A 17,641-nucleotide genomic window follows, 5' to 3' on the forward strand; every position below is an offset into this window, starting at 1 on the left:
ACCGAGGTCAACGACGGTCACCTTGATAGCAGCATTGGTGGCGATTGCCATCGTGCCATTGTCGCCGCGGCCGGCGCCGACCTTCACCGAACTGTCGCCAAACCGTTCAAATAGTTTCATGCCCCTGTTACGTCGCTGACATCGGGGTGACCAAAGGTCCGGCTCGCGCGGTCGCGCTGCCGAATCGGAGGTCTGTTTGGCCGATATTCTCAAGACGCTTTCAAGGCGTTCTTTCCTCTTTTCCGCCGGTGCCGCGGGCTTCGTGGCCTCATCGGGCCTTGCGACCCCCTTCTATGCGCGCGGCTACGGCCGGCCAGAATTCATTCACGGCGTACAATCGGGCGATGTCGATACCTCTTCCGGGATGATCTGGACGCGGGTGGATCGGCCGTCGAAGGTTTCGGTCGAGTATTCGACCACGGAGAGCTTCTCCAATTCCTTTCGTCTTGCCGATCTCACGGCGACGCCGCAAACCGATTGTGCGGTCAAGTGCTCGCTCGATGGGCTGCTGCCGGATCAGGACATCTTCTACCGCTTCACCGCCACCGATCTCTACGATGTCAACCGCGTCTCCGAGCCGGTGGTCGGCCGGTTTCCCACGGCCCCCTTGCGCAAGCGCTCGGTCCGTTTCGTCTGGTCCGGCGACACCGCCGGCCAGGGCTGGGGCATCGACGATGTCGGCATGAAGACCTATTCGACGATGCGGCTGCACGAGCCGGACTTCTTCATTCATTCCGGCGATACAATCTATGCCGACAACCCGATCCCGGATGAAATCGCATTGCGCGACGGGGGCGTCTGGAAGAACCGGGTGGTGACCCACGAGAAGCGCGACGTGGCGCGCACACTGGAAGAATATCGCGGGCAATGGAAATACAATCTGCTCGACGATCATGTCCGGCAGCTGAATGCCGTCTGCCCCACCTTCTACCAGTGGGACGATCATGAGGTCCTGAACAACTGGTCGGCCTCGACCGATCTTCGCGACGACGCGCGATACCCGGAAAAGGACGTTGCCGTCTACGCGGAGCGGGCCGCCCGGGCTTTCCATGAAATGACGCCGATCCGCACGCCGGCGACACAACCCGGCCGCATCTTCCGCAAGGTCGGCTACGGCCCGCTGCTCGATGTGTTCTTCGTCGATCTGCGCTCCTATCGCGGCGCCAACCAAAGCGAGGACGGTGGCGGCGCGCTGTTCGGCTGGCGGCAGGCGGATTGGCTGAAGCGCGAACTTGCAGCCTCGCGCGCGGTCTGGAAGGTGATCGCCTGCGACATGCCGATCGGTCTCGTCGTCTGGGACGATTACGCCAACAGGCGCGGCTCGGATGCGATCGCCAACGGCGACAATGGCGCGCCTGCCGGTCGTGAGCTGGAGTTTGCCGATCTCCTACGCTTCATCCGCGACAATGCCATCGACAATCTCGTCTGGCTGACGGCGGACGTGCATTATACTGCCGCGCACCGCTACGACCCCGCGCGTGCCGCCTTCAAGGATTTCTCGCCTTTCTGGGAGTTCGTGTCGGGGCCGCTTCACTCCGGTACCTACGGGCCGAAGGAGCTCGACATGACCTTCGGCCCCGAGGTTCGTTTCATCAAGGCGTCGGGTGGCGGCATCGACAGCAACCTGCCGCCATCGGCCGGCCTGCAGTTCTTCGGCATCGTCGATATCAACGGCCAGACACAGCAGATGACCGTGCGTCTGATGGACCGACAGGACCAGGAACTCTGGCGCGTGACGCTCGATCCGGCTGCGATTGCATGACGAATCTGGTAACAGCCGGCAGCTTTCCAAACCCTGATTTCCAGACCCCTGGCGGGTGCAAACCCATGGCCTACCGGCATTTGACCGCGACGCTCATGCGCGCGCCCCCTTTCGCAATCGCAAAAAAACCTGTATGAGCGCGACCATTGAAAAAGCGGCGTGGCCCATCGGGGCTTGCCCTGAACCTCCGAGACGAAAAATGAGCATTCGTAACATCGCGATTATCGCGCACGTTGACCATGGGAAAACGACCCTTGTTGACGAGCTCCTGAAGCAGTCGGGCTCGTTCCGCGAAAACCAGCGCGTTGCCGAACGCGTCATGGACTCCAACGACATCGAAAAAGAACGCGGCATCACCATTCTTGCCAAGGCGACGTCGGTCGAATGGAAGGGAACGCGCATCAACATCGTCGACACCCCCGGCCACGCCGACTTCGGCGGCGAAGTCGAGCGCATCCTGTCGATGGTGGACGGCGCTATCGTTCTCGTCGATGCTTCCGAAGGCCCGATGCCGCAGACGAAGTTCGTTGTCGGCAAGGCGCTGAAGGTCGGCCTGAAGCCGATCGTCGCGATCAACAAGATCGACCGCCCGGATGGCCGCCACGAGGAAGTCATCAACGAAGTTTTCGACCTCTTCGCCAACCTCGATGCCTCCGACGAGCAGCTCGACTTCCCGATCCTCTACGGTTCGGGCCGCGATGGCTGGATGAACGTTGCGCCGGAAGGTCCGAAGGACCAGGGCATGGCCCCGCTTCTCGACCTCGTGCTCAAGCATGTGCCGGAGCCGACGGTTGCCGAAGGCCCGTTCCGCATGATCGGCACGATCCTTGAAGCCAACCCCTTCCTCGGCCGCATCATCACCGGTCGCGTTCACTCGGGCTCGGTCAAGCCGAACCAGGCGGTCAAGGTCCTCGGCCAGGACGGCAAGCTGCTCGAAACCGGCCGTATCTCGAAGATCCTCGCCTTCCGCGGCATCGAGCGTCAGCCGATCGAAGAAGCGCAGGCAGGTGACATCGTTGCGATCGCCGGCCTGACCAAGGGCACCGTCGCCGACACCTTCTGCGACCCGTCGGTCACCGAAGCACTGACGGCACAGCCGATCGACCCGCCGACCGTCACCATGTCGTTCATCGTCAACGACAGCCCGCTTGCCGGCACCGAAGGCGACAAGGTCACGAGTCGTGTCATCCGCGACCGTCTGTTCAAGGAAGCTGAAGGCAACGTCGCGCTCAAGATCGAGGAATCCTCCGAGAAGGATTCGTTCTTCGTGTCCGGTCGCGGCGAATTGCAGCTCGCGGTTCTGATCGAAACCATGCGCCGCGAAGGCTTCGAACTGGCCGTGTCGCGTCCGCGCGTGGTCATGCACAAGGATGACAACGGTCAGCTGCTCGAGCCGATCGAAGAAGTGGTCATCGACGTCGACGAGGAGCATTCCGGCGTCGTCGTTCAGAAGATGTCCGAGCGCAAGGCCGAAATGGTCGAGCTGCGTCCGTCCGGCGGCAATCGCGTCCGCCTGGTGTTCTTCGCTCCGACCCGCGGCCTGATCGGCTACCAGTCGGAACTCTTGACGGATACGCGCGGCACTGCGGTCATGAACCGTCTGTTCCATGCCTACCAGCCGTACAAGGGCGAGATCGGCGGCCGCGTCAACGGCGTGCTGCTCTCCAACGATGCCGGCGAATCCGTCGCCTATGCCATGTTCAACCTGGAAGACCGCGGCCCGATGATCATCGACGCCGGCGAGAAGGTTTATGCCGGTATGATCATCGGCATCCACACCCGCGACAACGACCTCGAAGTCAACGTGTTGAAGGGCAAGAAGCTCACCAACATGCGCGCATCGGGCAAGGACGAAGCCGTCAAGCTGACGCCGCCGATCCGTATGACGCTCGAGCGGGCGCTGTCCTGGATTCAGGACGACGAACTGGTCGAAGTCACGCCGAAGTCGATCCGTCTGCGCAAGCTGCACCTGGACCCGAACGAGCGCAAGCGCTTCGAAAAGGCCCGCACCGCCGGCGCGGCCTGAGCATCCTGAAATTACCAAGCCTTAAAAAACCCCGGAGCGATCCGGGGTTTTTTGCTGTGTGTGCCACGGATGGGCGACTTGCGGATAAAGTTAAAAAGGCGTTAACCTTCCACAGGGTGCCGTTAAAGTTGCCTGTGGGTTAACGCTGGCCGGCAACCGGGCGGGATTCCTGTTCGTCCTGTGTGCGTTTAGAGTCGCGAGTCATGAAGACTGTTTCGATAGAGATTCGGCCCGGAGAGCCGCAGGAAGCGTCGGCAATTGCCGATGTGCACCGCGTTTCGTGGCTGCAGGCCTATGGCGGTCTCATCCCCCATCGTCCCCTGGTGCAGATGGTCAATCGTCGTGACGAGACATGGTGGCGCAAGGCGACCCGCGGTCCTGCGACGCTGCTCGTGGTCGATGTGGCCGGGACCATTGCAGGCTATGCAACGCTCGGCCTCAGCCGCGCCAAGGCCCTGCCGCAGGAGGGCGAGATCTACGAGATCTATCTCCGGCCAGAGTATCAGGGCATCGGTCTCGGGCGCGTCCTCTTCGGCGAGGCCAAGAGCCTGCTGAGGTCGCTCGGCTGCCGTGGCCTCGTCGTCTGGTGCCTCGAAGACAGCGAGCACGCCTACCAGTTTTTCCAGGGTGCCGGCGGCAGCGATATCGCCGAAGGCATGGAAGATTTCGGCGACAAGCACCTGAAGAAGGTCGGCTTCGCCTGGAACTGATCGCCGCCCCCTTGCGGCAACATCATTGAAATCGCAGGCCTATTCCGGAAGCTCATTGTTGGGATCGGCTGCCTTGTCACCGCGCGTGCCATGGTAGGCAGGATTGTCGACGCCGCAGCGGAAGGTCGGCGCCACCTCGTCGGCGACCTTGCGGGCAAGCGTGTTCGGATCGGGATTGGTTAGCGCATCGACATAACCGGCGACGCAGCCCTTGCCGTCATCCTTCTGCGCGACCTTGGAGACGACAAGGACCTGCCCCTGGAGTTCCGGGACGGAAGCGCCCGACGCGTCTGTGTTCTCGATGAACCAGCGCAGGATTGTCGCGACGGCCTTGCCATCCTTTGCTACCCGCCACTCCACGGTCGTGCCGGCGTGGTTGAACGGAATGAAGCTCTCGAATGCGTCGTCGCTGTAGCGTTGGTTCAGGTGACCGAACGAGACGCTCTGGCGAATGTCGGCTTCCTTGAACCGAACAGGATAGTCCGCATGACCGGCACAGGTCATCAGAGCGTACATCCCTTCCTCTTCCGCTATCGTCTTGCACTTGTCGCGGCCGATGTCGGTGTAGACGCTCTCATTGGCCAAGACAGGCCCTGCAGACAGCAAAAGCAGCGCCAGGCCTGCAACCTTTCCGATCATCGTGAACTCCATCGAACGAGAACTGGGGCCTGTGGAGGTTGCTTCGACGGCGCGAAACGACCGCTTGAATCTGCGCTACGGACGAAAGTTATGTTGCATCGCGGCATGTTTCCCTTTATCCGACGGGCAAACTTCCCAACTGACCCTGGAGTAGTCCATGCGCATCGACGCGATTTCCATCGGAAAGAATCCACCAGAAGATGTCAACGTCATCGTTGAAGTTCCCGTCGGCGGCCATCCGATCAAGTACGAGATGGACAAGGAAGCCGGCACGCTGGTTGTCGACCGCTTCCTCTACACGCCGATGACCTATCCGGGCAACTACGGCTTCGTCCCGCACACGCTCTCGGATGACGGCGACCCGATCGACGTTCTGATCTGCAACACCCGTCCGCTGGTTCCGGGTTGCGTCATCAACGTCCGCCCGATCGGCGTGATGATGATGGAAGACAACTCCGGCCAGGATGAAAAGATCATCGCCGTTCCGTCGGGTCATCTGACCCAGCGCTACGACAAGGTGCATGAATACACCGACCTGCCGGAAATCACGCTCAAGCAGATTGAGCACTTCTTCGAGCACTACAAGGATCTGGAGCCCGGCAAGTGGGTGAAGATTTTCGGCTGGAAAGACGCATCCGTCGCCCGTCAGCTGATCAAGGAAGCCGTCGAGCGCGCCAAGGGCGCTAAGTAAGCTTTACCTGCCGATCAGCTCGGCAAGACGCCTCATCAAGTCCTCCGGATCGCCATCGATCCGGAGGATTTTTTTACGCTGCGTATCGCCTGAGATGAGGGAGAGCCTGCTCTTGGCAAGCCCGAGCTTCTTCGCGAGAAAGGCAACCAGCGCCTGGTTGGCCTTGCCTTTCTCCGGAACTGCGCTGACACGCACTTTCAGATGTTCTTCTCCGTCGGCAGCCGCTTCCAGGCCATCAATGGCGTCGCGGCCGCCGTTTGGCGTCAGGCGCACCGTCAGGCGAATGTGATCGCCATGCGCGCTGAAGGCCGGATTGGCCATCGTCAGCCAAGCAGCGCCTGTGCGATCGTCGTATTCAGGAAGAGCTGGATGAAATAGAGGATCACCAGCACGACCAGGGGCGACAGGTCCACGCCGCCCATGTCGGGCAGCACGCGACGGATCGGGCGATAGAGCGGCTCCGTCAGCTGGTAGAGCGAGCGGCCGATCATGTTGATCGCCTGGTTGTTCACGTTGATGACGTTGAACGCATAGAGCCAGGAAAAGATGGCCGACGCGATGACCAGAAACCACGCGATGTTGATGATGAAGTTCAAGGTGCCGATGACAGCAAGCATGCCGGTCTCCAATTCGTTATTGACAGACATGTAGACATTGAGACCTAAACGAGCAAGTACGCCGGATTAACGGGCGCGATCATGTTTAACGTGAGAACGCGTGATATCCGACCCTGAGTAGGAGTCTCTTCCGCATGTCCGCCGTTCATGCCTCGCATCGTTTTGCCGCCTTTCGGCATGTCGGTTATCGCCGCTACTTCTTCTCGCGCTTCCTGGCTTACTTCGCGATCCAGATCATTTCGGTGGCTGTCGGCTGGCAGATCTACGATCTGACGCGTGATCCCTTCGATCTCGGCCTGATCGGTCTCTTCCAGTTTCTGCCGTCCCTCGTGCTGATCCTCGTCACCGGCGCAGCAGCGGACCGCTACAACCGGCGCATGATCATGGGCATCTGCATGGTCGTCAGCACACTCTGCGCCACAGCGCTGTTGCTGCTGACCGTATCGGGATTGTTTTCACCCTGGCCGGTCTACGCGATCCTGGTCGTCTTCGGCATCGAGCGCGCCTTTCTCGCGCCGGCGTCGCAATCGCTGGCGCCCAATCTCGTACCACCCGAAGATCTGCCCAATGCGATCGCCTGGAATTCCACGTCCTGGCAGACAGCGGTGATCGTCGGCCCGGTCGCGGGCGGCCTGATCTATGCGCTCGGCGCCGTCGTGCCCTACGCCGTCGGCGTCTGCTTCTTCCTTGCCTCCGCACTGATGGTCTTTGCCATCCCGAAGCCGGCGACGCGCACGCAGGCCTCTGGCCAGAGCTGGGACACGATCACCGCCGGCTTCCGCTACATCAAGGCCGAGAAGGTGGTTCTGGGCGCGATATCGCTCGATCTCTTCGCCGTGCTGCTCGGCGGTGCGGTTGCACTGATGCCGGTCTTTGCCCGCGACATTCTCGATCTCGGCCCCTGGGGGCTCGGCCTCCTGCGCGCGGCTCCGGGCATCGGTGCCGTCAGCATGGCCGTCTGGCTGGCGGCACACCCGATCCGGCACAGGGCAGGCTTCTACATGTTCACCGGCGTCGCGCTCTTCGGGCTCGGCACGGTTATCTTCGGTCTTTCGGCGACGCCGTGGATCTCGATTGCCGCGCTCGTCGTCATGGGCGCCGCCGACATGATCTCCGTCTATGTGCGCGAAATCCTGATCACGCTCTGGACGCCGGACGAACTGCGCGGCCGGGTCAATGCGGTCAACATGGTCTTCATCGGCGCGTCGAACGAGCTCGGCGAATTCCGCGCCGGCATGATGGCGTCGGGTTTCGGCGCGGTCTTTGCTGTTGCCTTTGGCGGCATGGGGACGCTGCTCGTGTCAGGCCTTTGGGCGCTCGGCTTCCCGCAACTGCGCAGGATCGACACGCTCGACGTGCCTGACCACCACAAGTAACGGAGGCGCGCCAGGCCATTTCTCCTGAAGCATTCCGAGGGAAAGCCGCTTCACGGTTTTCCCGGAAATGCCTTCGGTCGCTCGTCGCGCAGGAAGATCAGTTCCAGGAAGTTTTCCATCCAGGTGCGCAGCGGTCCGTCGTGCTGCATGCGGCCGTCGAGATGGGCCTTGCCCACCTGGGCGCCGGGCATCTCGAAGCGGTGGGCGCCGTGCACGACCCAGCGGTGCATCATGGCGCGGGTGAGCTCGCCGTGGAACTGAATGCCCCAGGCATTGTCGCCATAGCGGAAGGCCTGGTTGGGGTAGGTGTCGCCGGTTGCCAAGAGCTCGGCACCGGCGGGTAGGTCGAAGCCTTCCCGGTGGAAATGGTAGACCATGGCCGGCCAATCCATCAGCGCCTTGCCGGCCTCGGTCGGAACCAACGGATACCAGCCGATCTCGGTCATGCCCTCGTGATGCGGCGCCACGGAGCCGCCGAGATTACGCGCCAGCATCTGCGCGCCGAGGCAGATGCCGAGATAGGGCTTGTTCTCCTTGAGCGGGACTGAAAGCCAGTCGATCTCGCGGCGAACGAACTCTTCCTCGTCATTGGCGCTCATCGGGCCACCGAAGATGATCGTGCCGCTATGGTGCTCCAGGGTCGGCGGCAGGTCGTCGCCGAGGGCCGGCCGGCGGATGTCGAGCCGAAACCCCTTCTGCTCCAGAATCTGGCCGACACGGCCGGCACTCGACCGCTCCTGATGCAGGATGATCAGGACTGGTTTTCGCGCGCTTGTGTCCGGCATCGGCATTTCAGTTTTCCTGTTGCGGCTTGGCGTCCTCGATGGTGTCGCTTCTCGCCGCAGCCTCCTGTCGCTGCAGCACCCGGTCGCGACCGGAGACGCCCAGCAGATCGGCGATGCGCCAGATCACATGGTCTTCCATCTCACTGCGCTCGCCGTCGGCGTAGACGACATCCCAGAGCATGCCGACCAGTTCGATGCGCTGCTCCTCCGAGAGGTGGCGCTTGAGCTCTGCGGTGAATTGGTAGAAGTCGATCGCTTCGCTTTCCGCAGTCTCGCCCGCTTCGATCAACGCGGCAAGGGAGGCGTCATCGAGCTTGTAGTGCTGCTTGACGACCGAGCGCATCTTGCGCCGTTCCGACGCAAGAATCCGGCCGTCGGCCTCCATCACCTGGAAACAGAGGGCGATGACGGCCACGCGCGGATCGCCGTGCTCTATCCGCGTCGCCGGGCCGGTCAGGCCGTCGAGAAACGTCCGTAAGCGTTCAAACATGTATTTTGCCACAGCCCCTTGAGAATTCAGAACAATCGGAAACTAGCCTTTTCCGGCACCTTCTCGCCGGTGGCCGGATCGCGCACGCCGGGATCATCCGGCGGACGGCCGAAGAAGGGATCAGGCCTGTGCTCGCCGTTGGTAACCTCTTCCTTCTCCGTTTTCTTGACCGGTGTCTTGTCGGCGACCGGTTCGGACGGCTTGCGTTCCGTTACCTTGATCGGCTGCGGTTGCGGCTCCTCACGCTCGGCCTCGAGGATCACGGGCGCTTCGCTGCGGCGGGCAACGGGGGTCGGTTCGTGCGCATGCGGCTCCACCGCCACCGGCGGCAGACTGCGGATCGCCTCGTCGGCATTCGACTGGTCGTGGTCGACAGTGGTCGAAAGCGTATGTGGTGGCGCCAGCCATTCGAAGGCATCGAGCCGTCCGCTGACCGGCGAGACCGGCAGCCAGGTCGGCGAGGTCACGCCGTCAGCAGTCCAGGCCGGGTCGCGCGGGCTGCGCAGGGCCTGCGCCATCCAGTGGCGGATGCGGCCTTCGTCACCGGTATCGGCCTCTTCGATATCGGCGAGCAGCAGGAAGATGCTCTCGGTCGGATCGAGCCTGGCGGCCGCTTCCGCCTTGGTGCGGGCCAGAAGCAGTTCGCGCGCCTCGAGCGCCGCTTCCGCGACGGCTGCCATCGCCACGGCATTGTTGGGCTTCAAGGCTTCGAGCTTGCGCGCCCGCTTCAACCGGTCGACGGCGGTGTCGCCGCCACGGGCGCGTACGTAGAGCCTCGCCACGTCCGGATGCGGCTCCTGCTTCCAGTTCTTCTCAAGAATCGAGGCGCCCTTGCGCAGGTTGTCCTCGCGAAACAGTGCCTTGGCGGCCGTCATCGCCGCCGGCACCAAATGTTCGTCGAGCTTCAGCGCAGCGAGCGCATCGTCGCGGGCCGCCTTCGCGTCGCCGTCGAGTTTCGTGATCGCCCGGGCGGTCAAGAGCACGGCCTTCTTGCGGTCGGCCTCCTTGCGCTCGACCACATGGGCGGCGCGGCTCTGGTCGAGAAGACGGAGCGCATCGTCCCATTGGCCGGCCTGGCTCTGGCTGTCGAGCGTCGCGAGTGCTGCCCAGGGCAGGTGCGGTGCTTTCTCGGCGGCACGCTCGGCATATTGCCGGGCGGCCTCGTGGGCGCCGAGACGTTTGGCTTCGAGATAGAGGCCGCGAAGGCCGAGCTCGCGGGTCTCCGGATCGTCGGCCATCAGCTCGAACTTGCGGCGCGCGTCGTCGTACTTGCCTTCGATCAGCGCGGTCTGCGCTTCGAGCAGGTGGATCAGAGGCTCCTGGTCGGCGCTGATCAATCCGCGGGTGCGGGCGGTCATCTTGCGGGCGAGGTTGGCGTCGCCGGCGCCGGCAGCGATCAGGCCGGTCGATAGCGCCTGGTAGCCGCGGTCGCGCTTGCGGGCGCGGAAATAGCGGGTGACGGTATGGGGCGACAGCCAGATGGTGCGCACCAGCCACACGGCGATCAGCACGGCTGCAATCAACGAGATCAGCAGCGATGCGGCACGCATCAGGCTCATCTCGACGAGCTGGCCCTGCCAGATCAGCGAAAGCTCACCCGGTCGGTCCGCGAGCCACGCGAAACCGAGGCCGAGACCAAGCACGATCAGGATGAAAATCAGAATGCGGATCATATCTGGTCCCCTCAGCCCGCTGTGCCTGGCTTTGCCATCGTCGCAGCGACGGCGGCATCGATCGCGGCTTCGACACGCAAACGCTGGTCGAGCCTGGCCTTGAAGGCGTCGCCCACCGGTTTGGCGGCATCCGGCAGCCCGTCCCACTCCAGCGCGGCGCCCTTCAGGTCGCCATTGTTCAGCTTGTCCTCGATGCGGGCGATGACGGCTTCCGGTGTCTCACCCTCGACGCTACCGACGGGTCGCACGCGAATGCCGGACATGGCGCTCGACACCAGCCGGTCGAAGATACCCTCGTTCGGATCGGGCTGGTTGACGGCGTCGAGCATGGCGTCGGCGGTTTTCGGGAATTCGCGGCGCAGATCGGTGCGGGTCGGCACGCCGACCTGGGCATCCTGGGCGAGAGCCGTGACGGCCTGTTCGTCCGGCGCGATGCTGCGCAACGCGTCGAGTTCGGCAAGGAACGGCCCGCCGCGGTCGATTGCCGACTTCAGCGCCGTGACCGCGACGGCCTTGGCCATTTGAATGTCGTTGGCCGGTTCATTGAGCTTCTGCTCGGCAGATTCGATGCGGCTCGTAAGCTCCGCCTTCTCGGCGGTTGCCGTCTGTTGCGCATCGGCAAGCGTCGTCTTCAGGCCTGCAAGCTCCTTGGTGAGGTTGTCGATTTGCGCCTTCAGCGTTTCGACCTCAGCACTCGGTGCGCCGTTTGCGCCCGGTTGGGCGGCTGATTGCTCGAGGGCGGCGATACGGCCTTCGAGCGCTGTGTCGTCGATGACGGCGGCAGGCGTGGGGAGTGCTGCGATCTGGTCGCGCAGTGCCTGCAGCTCGCCGGAGATGTTCTGCTCGACGCCACGGTCAGGGCCAAGTCCGGGGACGATGCCGGCATATTGCAGGCCACCGAAGCCGAGCAGGGTCACGAGGCCACCGAGGATACCGGCGGCAAGCGCGCCGGAGTTCGATACCGGTTTCTGTCGCGGCGCCGGTTCCGGCTCACGGGTGGCGTCGGCGTGCGGCGGCTCTTCGGCGAAGACGGCTGCGGCGGCATCGGCGCGCTGCTCCTCGATCTCTTCCTCCAGTCGGGATCCGGCGGCGCTGTTATCGCTGCTGTCCGTTGCCGTGTCCTCAGCCTTGGCTTCGCTCGCGATGCTTTCGCCGGCCGCGTCCGTCACCGTCTCGCGGGATGCTTCGGCCCCGGCCGGCTCCGCAACGGTTTTTTCCGCTTCGAGGTCGATCGTCAGCGGTTCCTTCTCGGACTTCGAGCGGCGCGGCGGGTTTTCCGATACCATGGTGACCTCTTACCGTTGGTGCCTGTCGGCTCTTCTCTCAAACCTAGTCAGCCGGACCGGTGAGGGAAAGCCCCTGCGTTCCGATTTTGGCCGAATCGGCTCTGAACTAGCGCGGAATGCGGGCGGAAAATCGCCAGCATCGTTTCTCGTTTTGCATTTAGAGCAATCTAAAAAGGCTTTCCTCGTCGGGCCTTGTGGCGATCTGCGACATGGCGTTGCCTGGCAGCGCCTCGGCGACGGCGGCGCTCAGGCAGAGGTAGCGCGGAGCAAGGGACGGAGCGTCCAGGCCGGCCTCCAACAGCAATGTCGTCAGCCGCCGGGCCGTCTCCCGGGAATAGAGCAGAACGGCGTCGGGCCGGTCGGTGCATGCGAGGTCTTGCAGCGCACCGGATGGGTGCACGGTCGGCTCCATGCGATAGCATTCGATCGCCCGATACGCGACGTCGTGCTGCCGGAGCGTGCTTTCGAGACCGTCGGAACGGGGCGAGCCGGTCAGGTAGAGGAGGGGCTGTTTCGGCAAGGTGTCGCCGGCGGCCGAAACGATCAGTCCGGCCAGTGCTTCGCCGGTGCCGTCACCGACGCGAATGTCGGTGAAGCCGAGTTCCGCCGCTGCCCGCGCTGTCGCTTCGCCAACGCAGAAGCACGGAGTTTTCCGGTGCTGTTCCAGTTCGCCGCCCAAAGATGCGAGGACCCGAACCGCTTCGGCGCTCGTCAGGGCAATCGCGGCAAATGGCTGCTTGAGCGCTGCGCGCGCGACGGCAGTGAGATGCGTAGCCTGCATCAGTGGCAGGAGGATCGGCCGATGGCCGGCGGCCTCCAGCCGGCGTGCGGTCGCCTCGGCGGCGGGAAGCGGCCGGGTGACGAGCACGCGCACGGCTCAGGTCCAGCTTGCAAAGAAGCCGGGGCCGGCCTTGGCGCGGACCTTTTCGCCGGCTTTGCGGCCAAGCGCTTCGGCGTCGGTGGCCTTGCCCTCGATGGTGACGCGATGATGCGTCTGGCCGTCGGGCGTGAGGATCATGCCGGAAAAACTGAGAAGGGTGCCGTCCGATGTGGCGAGGCCGGCGATCGGCGTGCGGCAGGAGCCGTCGAGCGTCGCGAGGAAGCCACGCTCGCAGGCGACCGCTTCGTGAGTGCGCGCATCGTCGATCGCGGCAAGCAGATCGTTGATGCGGCTGTCGCCGATCCGGCTTTCGATGCAGATCGCGCCCTGCGCCGGGGCCGGCGGGAAATCCGCGGGGTCGAGCAGTTCGGTCGGAACATCGGTCATGCCGAGCCGCTTCAGGCCGGCATAGGCAAGCAGCGTCGCATCGACCTGGCCCTCGGCGAGCTTTCGAAGTCGCGTCTCGACCTGGCCGCGATAGGTGATGACATTGATATCCGGGCGCAGCCGGCGGATCAGCGCCTGTCGGCGCAGCGACGACGAACCGACGATCACGCCCTCTGGCAGTTCCATCAGTTTCGGTGCCGTGCGGCCGATGAAGGCGTCGCGGATATCCTCGCGCGGCAGGAAGGCGGAAAGACAGAGCCCGTCCGGCAGCTTCGTCGGCATGTCCTTCGACGAATGTACGGCGAAATCGAGTTCGCCCGACAGCAATTGCTGCTCGATTTCTTCGGTGAACAGGCCCTTGCCGCCGATCTCGGCGAGCGAGCGGTCGGTGATGCGGTCGCCCTTGGTCGAGAGGATGACGACCTCGAACATTTCCGGCGCCAGACCATGTGACGCTACGAGACGATCGCGCGTTTCATGGGCTTGAGCGAGCGCCAGCGGGCTGCCGCGCGTACCGATCCGGAAAGGTTTTGTTTGCATCAAAGGCTATCCATTGTTACCGGAGTTCCGTGTACCCACCTTTCGGTGCGACCGCAATCTTTGAGTATTCCCTGATGTCTCCGCCCCTGCGCATCCTCGGCATAGAAACAAGCTGCGACGAAACCGCCGCTTCCGTCATTCTGCGCGATTCCGACGGCAAGGGCCACATTCTTGGTGACGTCGTTCTGAGCCAGCTGGAAGAGCACAGCGCCTATGGCGGCGTCGTTCCGGAGATCGCTGCGCGCGCCCATGTGGAAGCGCTCGATACGCTGATCGAGGAGGCGCTGCTGCGCGCCAACGTCACGCTCGCCGACATTGATGCCATCGCTGCGACAAGTGGTCCCGGTCTGATCGGCGGTCTGATTGTCGGGCTGATGACGGGTAAGGCGATCGCGCGGGCAACGGGCAAGCCACTCTATGCCGTCAACCATCTCGAGGGCCACGCGCTGACGGCGCGGCTGACCGACGGGCTCTCCTTCCCCTATCTGATGCTGCTCGTTTCCGGCGGCCATACGCAACTGATCCTCGTCAAAGGCGTCGGCGAATACGAGCGCTGGGGCACGACGATCGACGATGCGCTCGGTGAGGCCTTCGACAAGACGGCGAAGCTGCTCGGCCTTCCCTATCCGGGTGGCCCGGCGGTCGAGCGTGCGGCGCTTGCCGGTGATCCGCAGCGTTTCGATTTTCCGCGGCCGCTCGTCGGCGATGCCCGGCTCGATTTCTCCTTCTCGGGGCTGAAAACGGCAGTGCGCCAGGCGGCACAGTCGCTGGAGCCGGTGACGGAGCAGGATATCGCCGACATCTGCGCCTCCTTCCAGCGGGCGATCTCGCGCACGCTGAAGGATCGCGTCGGCCGCGGCCTGAAGCGCTTCAAGGCGGAACACAGCGGTGTGGCGCGTCCGGCTCTGGTTGTTGCCGGTGGCGTTGCCGCCAACCAGGTGCTGCGTTCGACGCTGCAGACCCTCTGCGCGCAATCGGGCTTCGACTTCATCGCTCCGCCGCTTTCTCTGTGCACTGACAATGCCGCGATGATCGCCTGGGCCGGCGCCGAACGCCTGGCGGCGGGCATGGCTGCGGACGGTCTCGACGTGGCGCCGCGCTCGCGCTGGCCGCTCGACGCCCAAGCCCAGACACTGCTTGGCTCCGGCAAACGCGGCGCGAAGGCATGAGGGGTTCAGCCAAGCGCATGACTCAATTCAGGGCATACGGATAGAGAATGAACGACACCTCCAAGATCGGGCCCAAAATCGTCGTGGTTGGCGCTGGCGCCTTTGGCACTGCCTTGGCCGCGGTCGCTGCCTCGGCTGAAGGCAGTGACGTGACGCTGCTTGCCCGCCGTGCGGAGATTGCCGATGCGTGCCGCGATACCGGCCGCAACGAGGATGCGCTGCCGGGTATCGATCTGCCGCCTGCGCTGAAACATGCGGCCGACGTCTCCGTTCTCGCCGATGCCGAGGTCGTGCTCTTTGCCATGCCGTCGCAGGCGCATCGTGATGCGGCCCGTCAATATGGTCCGCAGATCAATGCCGCGGCCACCATCGTTACCTGTGCCAAGGGCATGGAGCAGGCGACCGGCCGGCTGCTGACCGATGTTCTGGCAGAGGAACTCCCCGGCCGTTCGATCGGCGTGCTCTCCGGTCCCGGTTTCGCCGCCGATATCGCCAAGGGCCTGCCGACCGCCATGGTGATCGCTGCCGCCGACAACAAGACGGCGACGATGCTTGCCAAGGTCCTGTCTGGGCCCACTTTCCGGCTATACCCGTCGGAGGACCGCATCGGCGTGCAGCTCGGCGGCGCGCTCAAGAACGTGCTGGCGATCGCCTGTGGCATCGTCGAGGGCGCAGGGCTTGGTGACAGCGCCCGCGCCGCGCTGATCTCGCGCGGCCTTGCGGAGATGTCGCGGTTTATTGCCGCCGAGGGTGGCGAGGCCGATACGGTGCGTGGGCTCTCGGGTCTCGGCGATCTCGTGTTGACGGCGACCAGCCACCAGTCGCGCAACCTCCGCTTCGGCATTGCGCTCGGCGAGCACGGCAGCGCCAGCGGGCGCAAGGGCGAACTGGTCGAGGGGGCGTTTGCGGCGTCGGTTGCTGCGCGCGTCGCCCATGATCTCGGCGTCGAAATGCCGATCACCGAAGCGGTGGCGGCGATCATCGACGGCAAGCTCGACGTCAGCACCGCGCTCGAACAATTGATGTCCCGTCCGATCACTCAGGAATGATGGTGGCGTGGGTGTAAAGCGGTCTTCCGCCCGCATCCCACGCCAAACGATAACTTAAGGAGGAAGCATGCTCTTCGCACTTCAATGCACCGACAAATCAGGCGCGCTGCAGCTTCGGCTCGACACCCGCCCCGACCACGTTGCCTATCTCAACGATCTGAATGCCAAGGGCATTCTGAAGATGGCAGGCCCGTTCCTCGGTGACGACGGCAAGCCGACCGGCAGCCTGGTGATCCTTAAGGCCGAGACGATTGAAGAAGCTCGTGCGCTCGCCGAAGCCGACCCCTATGCCAAAGCGGGGCTTTTCTCCAATGTCGAGATCAAGGCCTTCAACTGGGTCTTCAACAATCCGGAGGCTTGAGATCACGATGGCGCATTGGCTTTACAAATCCGAGCCCTTCAAATGGTCCTGGCAGATGCAGAAGGATGCGGGCGCCAAGGGCACCGAATGGACCGGCGTGCGCAACTACCAGGCGCGCAACAACATGCGGGCGATGCAGATCGGCGACAAGGGCTTCTTCTACCACTCGAACGAAGGTCTGGAGATCGTCGGCATCTCGGAGGTCTGCGCGCTTTCGCATCCGGATTCGACTGCCGAAGGCGACGCCCGTTGGGATTGCGTCGATATCCGTGCCGTTGTCGACATGCCGCGCCCGGTGACGCTGAAGGAAATCAAGGACAATCCGAAGCTCGCCAAGATGTCGCTTGTGACCTCCATGCGCCTCTCGGTGCAGCCGGTGACCGAAGACGAATGGATCGAAGTCTGCCGCATGGGTGGGCTCGACAACCCGCCGCGGTAATTTGATTTCCGCCTGTCCGGAAACCGCTTTCGTTTTTCGGACAGGCTCGGAGAGTTTCGTGAAGACCGATCCGCAAAGCTTCATTCTCGCCAATACCAGCGTGCTTTCGCCGCCGCATGTACCGGAGGTGCGCCTGCATCTGGCGACCGAGGCGCATGAGCTCTGGTTGAAAACCGAGGAGGAACTGCAGGAGATCGGCCTGCCGCCGCCGTTCTGGGCCTTTGCCTGGGCCGGAGGGCAGGGGCTTGCCCGTTACATCCTCGATCACCCGGAGGCGGTGCGCGGCCGTCGCGTCGTCGACTTCGCTTCCGGTTCCGGCCTGGTGGCGATCGCCGCGATGAAGGCGGGGGCGGCTTCGGTTGTTGCCGCCGATATCGATCCCTGGGCGGAAACGGCGGTCCAGCTCAATGCCGCACTCAATGGCGTCACTCTTTCCTATACGGGCGAGGACGTGACCGGCCGCGATCTTGAGGCCGATGTCTATCTCGCCGGCGACGTCTTCTACGACAAGGCCTTTGCCGATCGGTTGAAGCCGTGGTTTTCGGATCTGGTCGCCAAGGGGGCGATGGTGATCGTCGGCGATCCCGGCCGCTCCTACTGCCCGCGCGAGATGATGACGGCGCTTGCGACCTACGAAGTTCCCGTGACACGGGCGCTGGAAGACAGCGAGGTCAAGCGCACGACCGTCTGGCGCTTCGGTGCTGCTGAAAAAGCGGCCGGTTGAAACATCCGGCGAATCCCGTCGCGATAGCGGACGGCAC

19 protein-coding genes are annotated in these 17,641 nt (G+C 63.6%); 10 read left to right on the forward strand and 9 right to left on the reverse strand.

Features of this window, described 5'->3' with window-relative positions; all coding sequences use genetic code 11:
• Positions 1–196 precede the first annotated feature (196 nt).
• From I8N66_RS09210 to I8N66_RS09220, 3 genes are all read left to right on the forward strand, one after another.
• Positions 197–1,762, forward strand: a complete 1,566-nt coding sequence (locus I8N66_RS09210) for an alkaline phosphatase (RefSeq protein ID WP_291152666.1) — start codon at positions 197–199, stop codon at positions 1,760–1,762.
• A gap of 199 nt (positions 1,763–1,961) precedes the next feature.
• Positions 1,962–3,788: a translational GTPase TypA gene (typA, locus tag I8N66_RS09215; RefSeq protein ID WP_113535289.1), complete on the forward strand. Its 1,827-nt coding sequence runs from the start codon at positions 1,962–1,964 to the stop codon at positions 3,786–3,788.
• 203 nt (positions 3,789–3,991) lie between these two features.
• On the forward strand, positions 3,992–4,498 hold the full coding sequence (locus I8N66_RS09220; protein WP_113535288.1) for a GNAT family N-acetyltransferase: 507 nt from the start codon (positions 3,992–3,994) through the stop codon (positions 4,496–4,498).
• 39 nt (positions 4,499–4,537) lie between these two features.
• Here the strand turns inward: I8N66_RS09220 and I8N66_RS09225 are convergent, their stop codons facing one another.
• Positions 4,538–5,137, reverse strand: coding sequence for a hypothetical protein (locus I8N66_RS09225; protein ID WP_291152671.1), 600 nt, complete (start codon positions 5,135–5,137; stop codon positions 4,538–4,540).
• Positions 5,138–5,294: 157 nt separating this feature from the next.
• Here I8N66_RS09225 and ppa point away from each other — a divergent pair, with 157 nt between their 5' ends.
• Positions 5,295–5,828: an inorganic diphosphatase gene (ppa, locus tag I8N66_RS09230; RefSeq protein ID WP_113535287.1), complete on the forward strand. Its 534-nt coding sequence runs from the start codon at positions 5,295–5,297 to the stop codon at positions 5,826–5,828.
• Between the two features lie 3 nt (positions 5,829–5,831).
• On the opposite strand, the gene I8N66_RS09235 is transcribed toward ppa, so the two are convergent.
• A complete protein-coding gene (locus I8N66_RS09235; RefSeq protein WP_291152675.1) occupies positions 5,832–6,149 on the reverse strand; it encodes a DUF167 domain-containing protein in 318 nt (105 codons plus the stop codon).
• Positions 6,150–6,151: 2 nt separating this feature from the next.
• A complete protein-coding gene (locus I8N66_RS09240) occupies positions 6,152–6,445 on the reverse strand; it encodes a YggT family protein (RefSeq protein WP_113535285.1) in 294 nt (97 codons plus the stop codon).
• Between the two features lie 134 nt (positions 6,446–6,579).
• Here I8N66_RS09240 and I8N66_RS09245 point away from each other — a divergent pair, with 134 nt between their 5' ends.
• Positions 6,580–7,821, forward strand: a complete 1,242-nt coding sequence (locus I8N66_RS09245; RefSeq protein ID WP_291152679.1) for an MFS transporter — start codon at positions 6,580–6,582, stop codon at positions 7,819–7,821.
• A 50-nt stretch (positions 7,822–7,871) separates the two neighbouring features.
• Here I8N66_RS09245 and I8N66_RS09250 read toward each other — a convergent pair whose 3' ends face one another.
• The 6 genes from I8N66_RS09250 to hemC all read right to left on the reverse strand — a co-directional run bounded on the left by I8N66_RS09250 (position 7,872) and on the right by hemC (position 13,862).
• Positions 7,872–8,612: a glutamine amidotransferase gene (locus I8N66_RS09250; RefSeq protein ID WP_113535283.1), complete on the reverse strand. Its 741-nt coding sequence runs from the start codon at positions 8,610–8,612 to the stop codon at positions 7,872–7,874.
• Position 8,613: 1 nt separating this feature from the next.
• Complete coding sequence (locus I8N66_RS09255; RefSeq protein ID WP_223725805.1) at positions 8,614–9,096, reverse strand: TerB family tellurite resistance protein; 483 nt, start codon at positions 9,094–9,096, stop codon at positions 8,614–8,616.
• Between the two features lie 26 nt (positions 9,097–9,122).
• On the reverse strand, positions 9,123–10,769 hold the full coding sequence (locus tag I8N66_RS09260) for a heme biosynthesis protein HemY (protein WP_291152685.1): 1,647 nt from the start codon (positions 10,767–10,769) through the stop codon (positions 9,123–9,125).
• Between the two features lie 11 nt (positions 10,770–10,780).
• On the reverse strand, positions 10,781–12,055 hold the full coding sequence (locus I8N66_RS09265; RefSeq protein ID WP_291152688.1) for a hypothetical protein: 1,275 nt from the start codon (positions 12,053–12,055) through the stop codon (positions 10,781–10,783).
• A gap of 157 nt (positions 12,056–12,212) precedes the next feature.
• Positions 12,213–12,929, reverse strand: coding sequence for a uroporphyrinogen-III synthase (locus I8N66_RS09270; protein ID WP_113535279.1), 717 nt, complete (start codon positions 12,927–12,929; stop codon positions 12,213–12,215).
• A gap of 3 nt (positions 12,930–12,932) precedes the next feature.
• Positions 12,933–13,862, reverse strand: coding sequence for a hydroxymethylbilane synthase (gene hemC, locus I8N66_RS09275; protein ID WP_291152693.1), 930 nt, complete (start codon positions 13,860–13,862; stop codon positions 12,933–12,935).
• Between the two features lie 74 nt (positions 13,863–13,936).
• Here hemC and tsaD point away from each other — a divergent pair, with 74 nt between their 5' ends.
• From tsaD to I8N66_RS09300, 5 genes are all read left to right on the forward strand, one after another.
• Positions 13,937–15,031: a tRNA (adenosine(37)-N6)-threonylcarbamoyltransferase complex transferase subunit TsaD gene (tsaD, locus tag I8N66_RS09280; protein ID WP_113535277.1), complete on the forward strand. Its 1,095-nt coding sequence runs from the start codon at positions 13,937–13,939 to the stop codon at positions 15,029–15,031.
• Positions 15,032–15,078: 47 nt separating this feature from the next.
• Positions 15,079–16,080, forward strand: coding sequence for an NAD(P)H-dependent glycerol-3-phosphate dehydrogenase (locus I8N66_RS09285; protein ID WP_291152698.1), 1,002 nt, complete (start codon positions 15,079–15,081; stop codon positions 16,078–16,080).
• A 67-nt stretch (positions 16,081–16,147) separates the two neighbouring features.
• Positions 16,148–16,441, forward strand: coding sequence for a YciI-like protein (locus I8N66_RS09290; protein WP_291152701.1), 294 nt, complete (start codon positions 16,148–16,150; stop codon positions 16,439–16,441).
• Positions 16,442–16,448: 7 nt separating this feature from the next.
• The gene (locus I8N66_RS09295; protein WP_113535274.1) at positions 16,449–16,880 is read left to right on the forward strand and encodes an EVE domain-containing protein; all 432 of its coding nucleotides are present in this window, start codon (positions 16,449–16,451) and stop codon (positions 16,878–16,880) included.
• Between the two features lie 58 nt (positions 16,881–16,938).
• On the forward strand, positions 16,939–17,604 hold the full coding sequence (locus I8N66_RS09300) for a methyltransferase (RefSeq protein WP_291152704.1): 666 nt from the start codon (positions 16,939–16,941) through the stop codon (positions 17,602–17,604).
• Positions 17,605–17,641: the final 37 nt, after the last annotated feature.

It is taken from the genome of Ensifer sp. SSB1, from assembly GCF_016652895.1.
In the GTDB taxonomy this organism is placed as follows: domain Bacteria; phylum Pseudomonadota; class Alphaproteobacteria; order Rhizobiales; family Rhizobiaceae; genus Ensifer.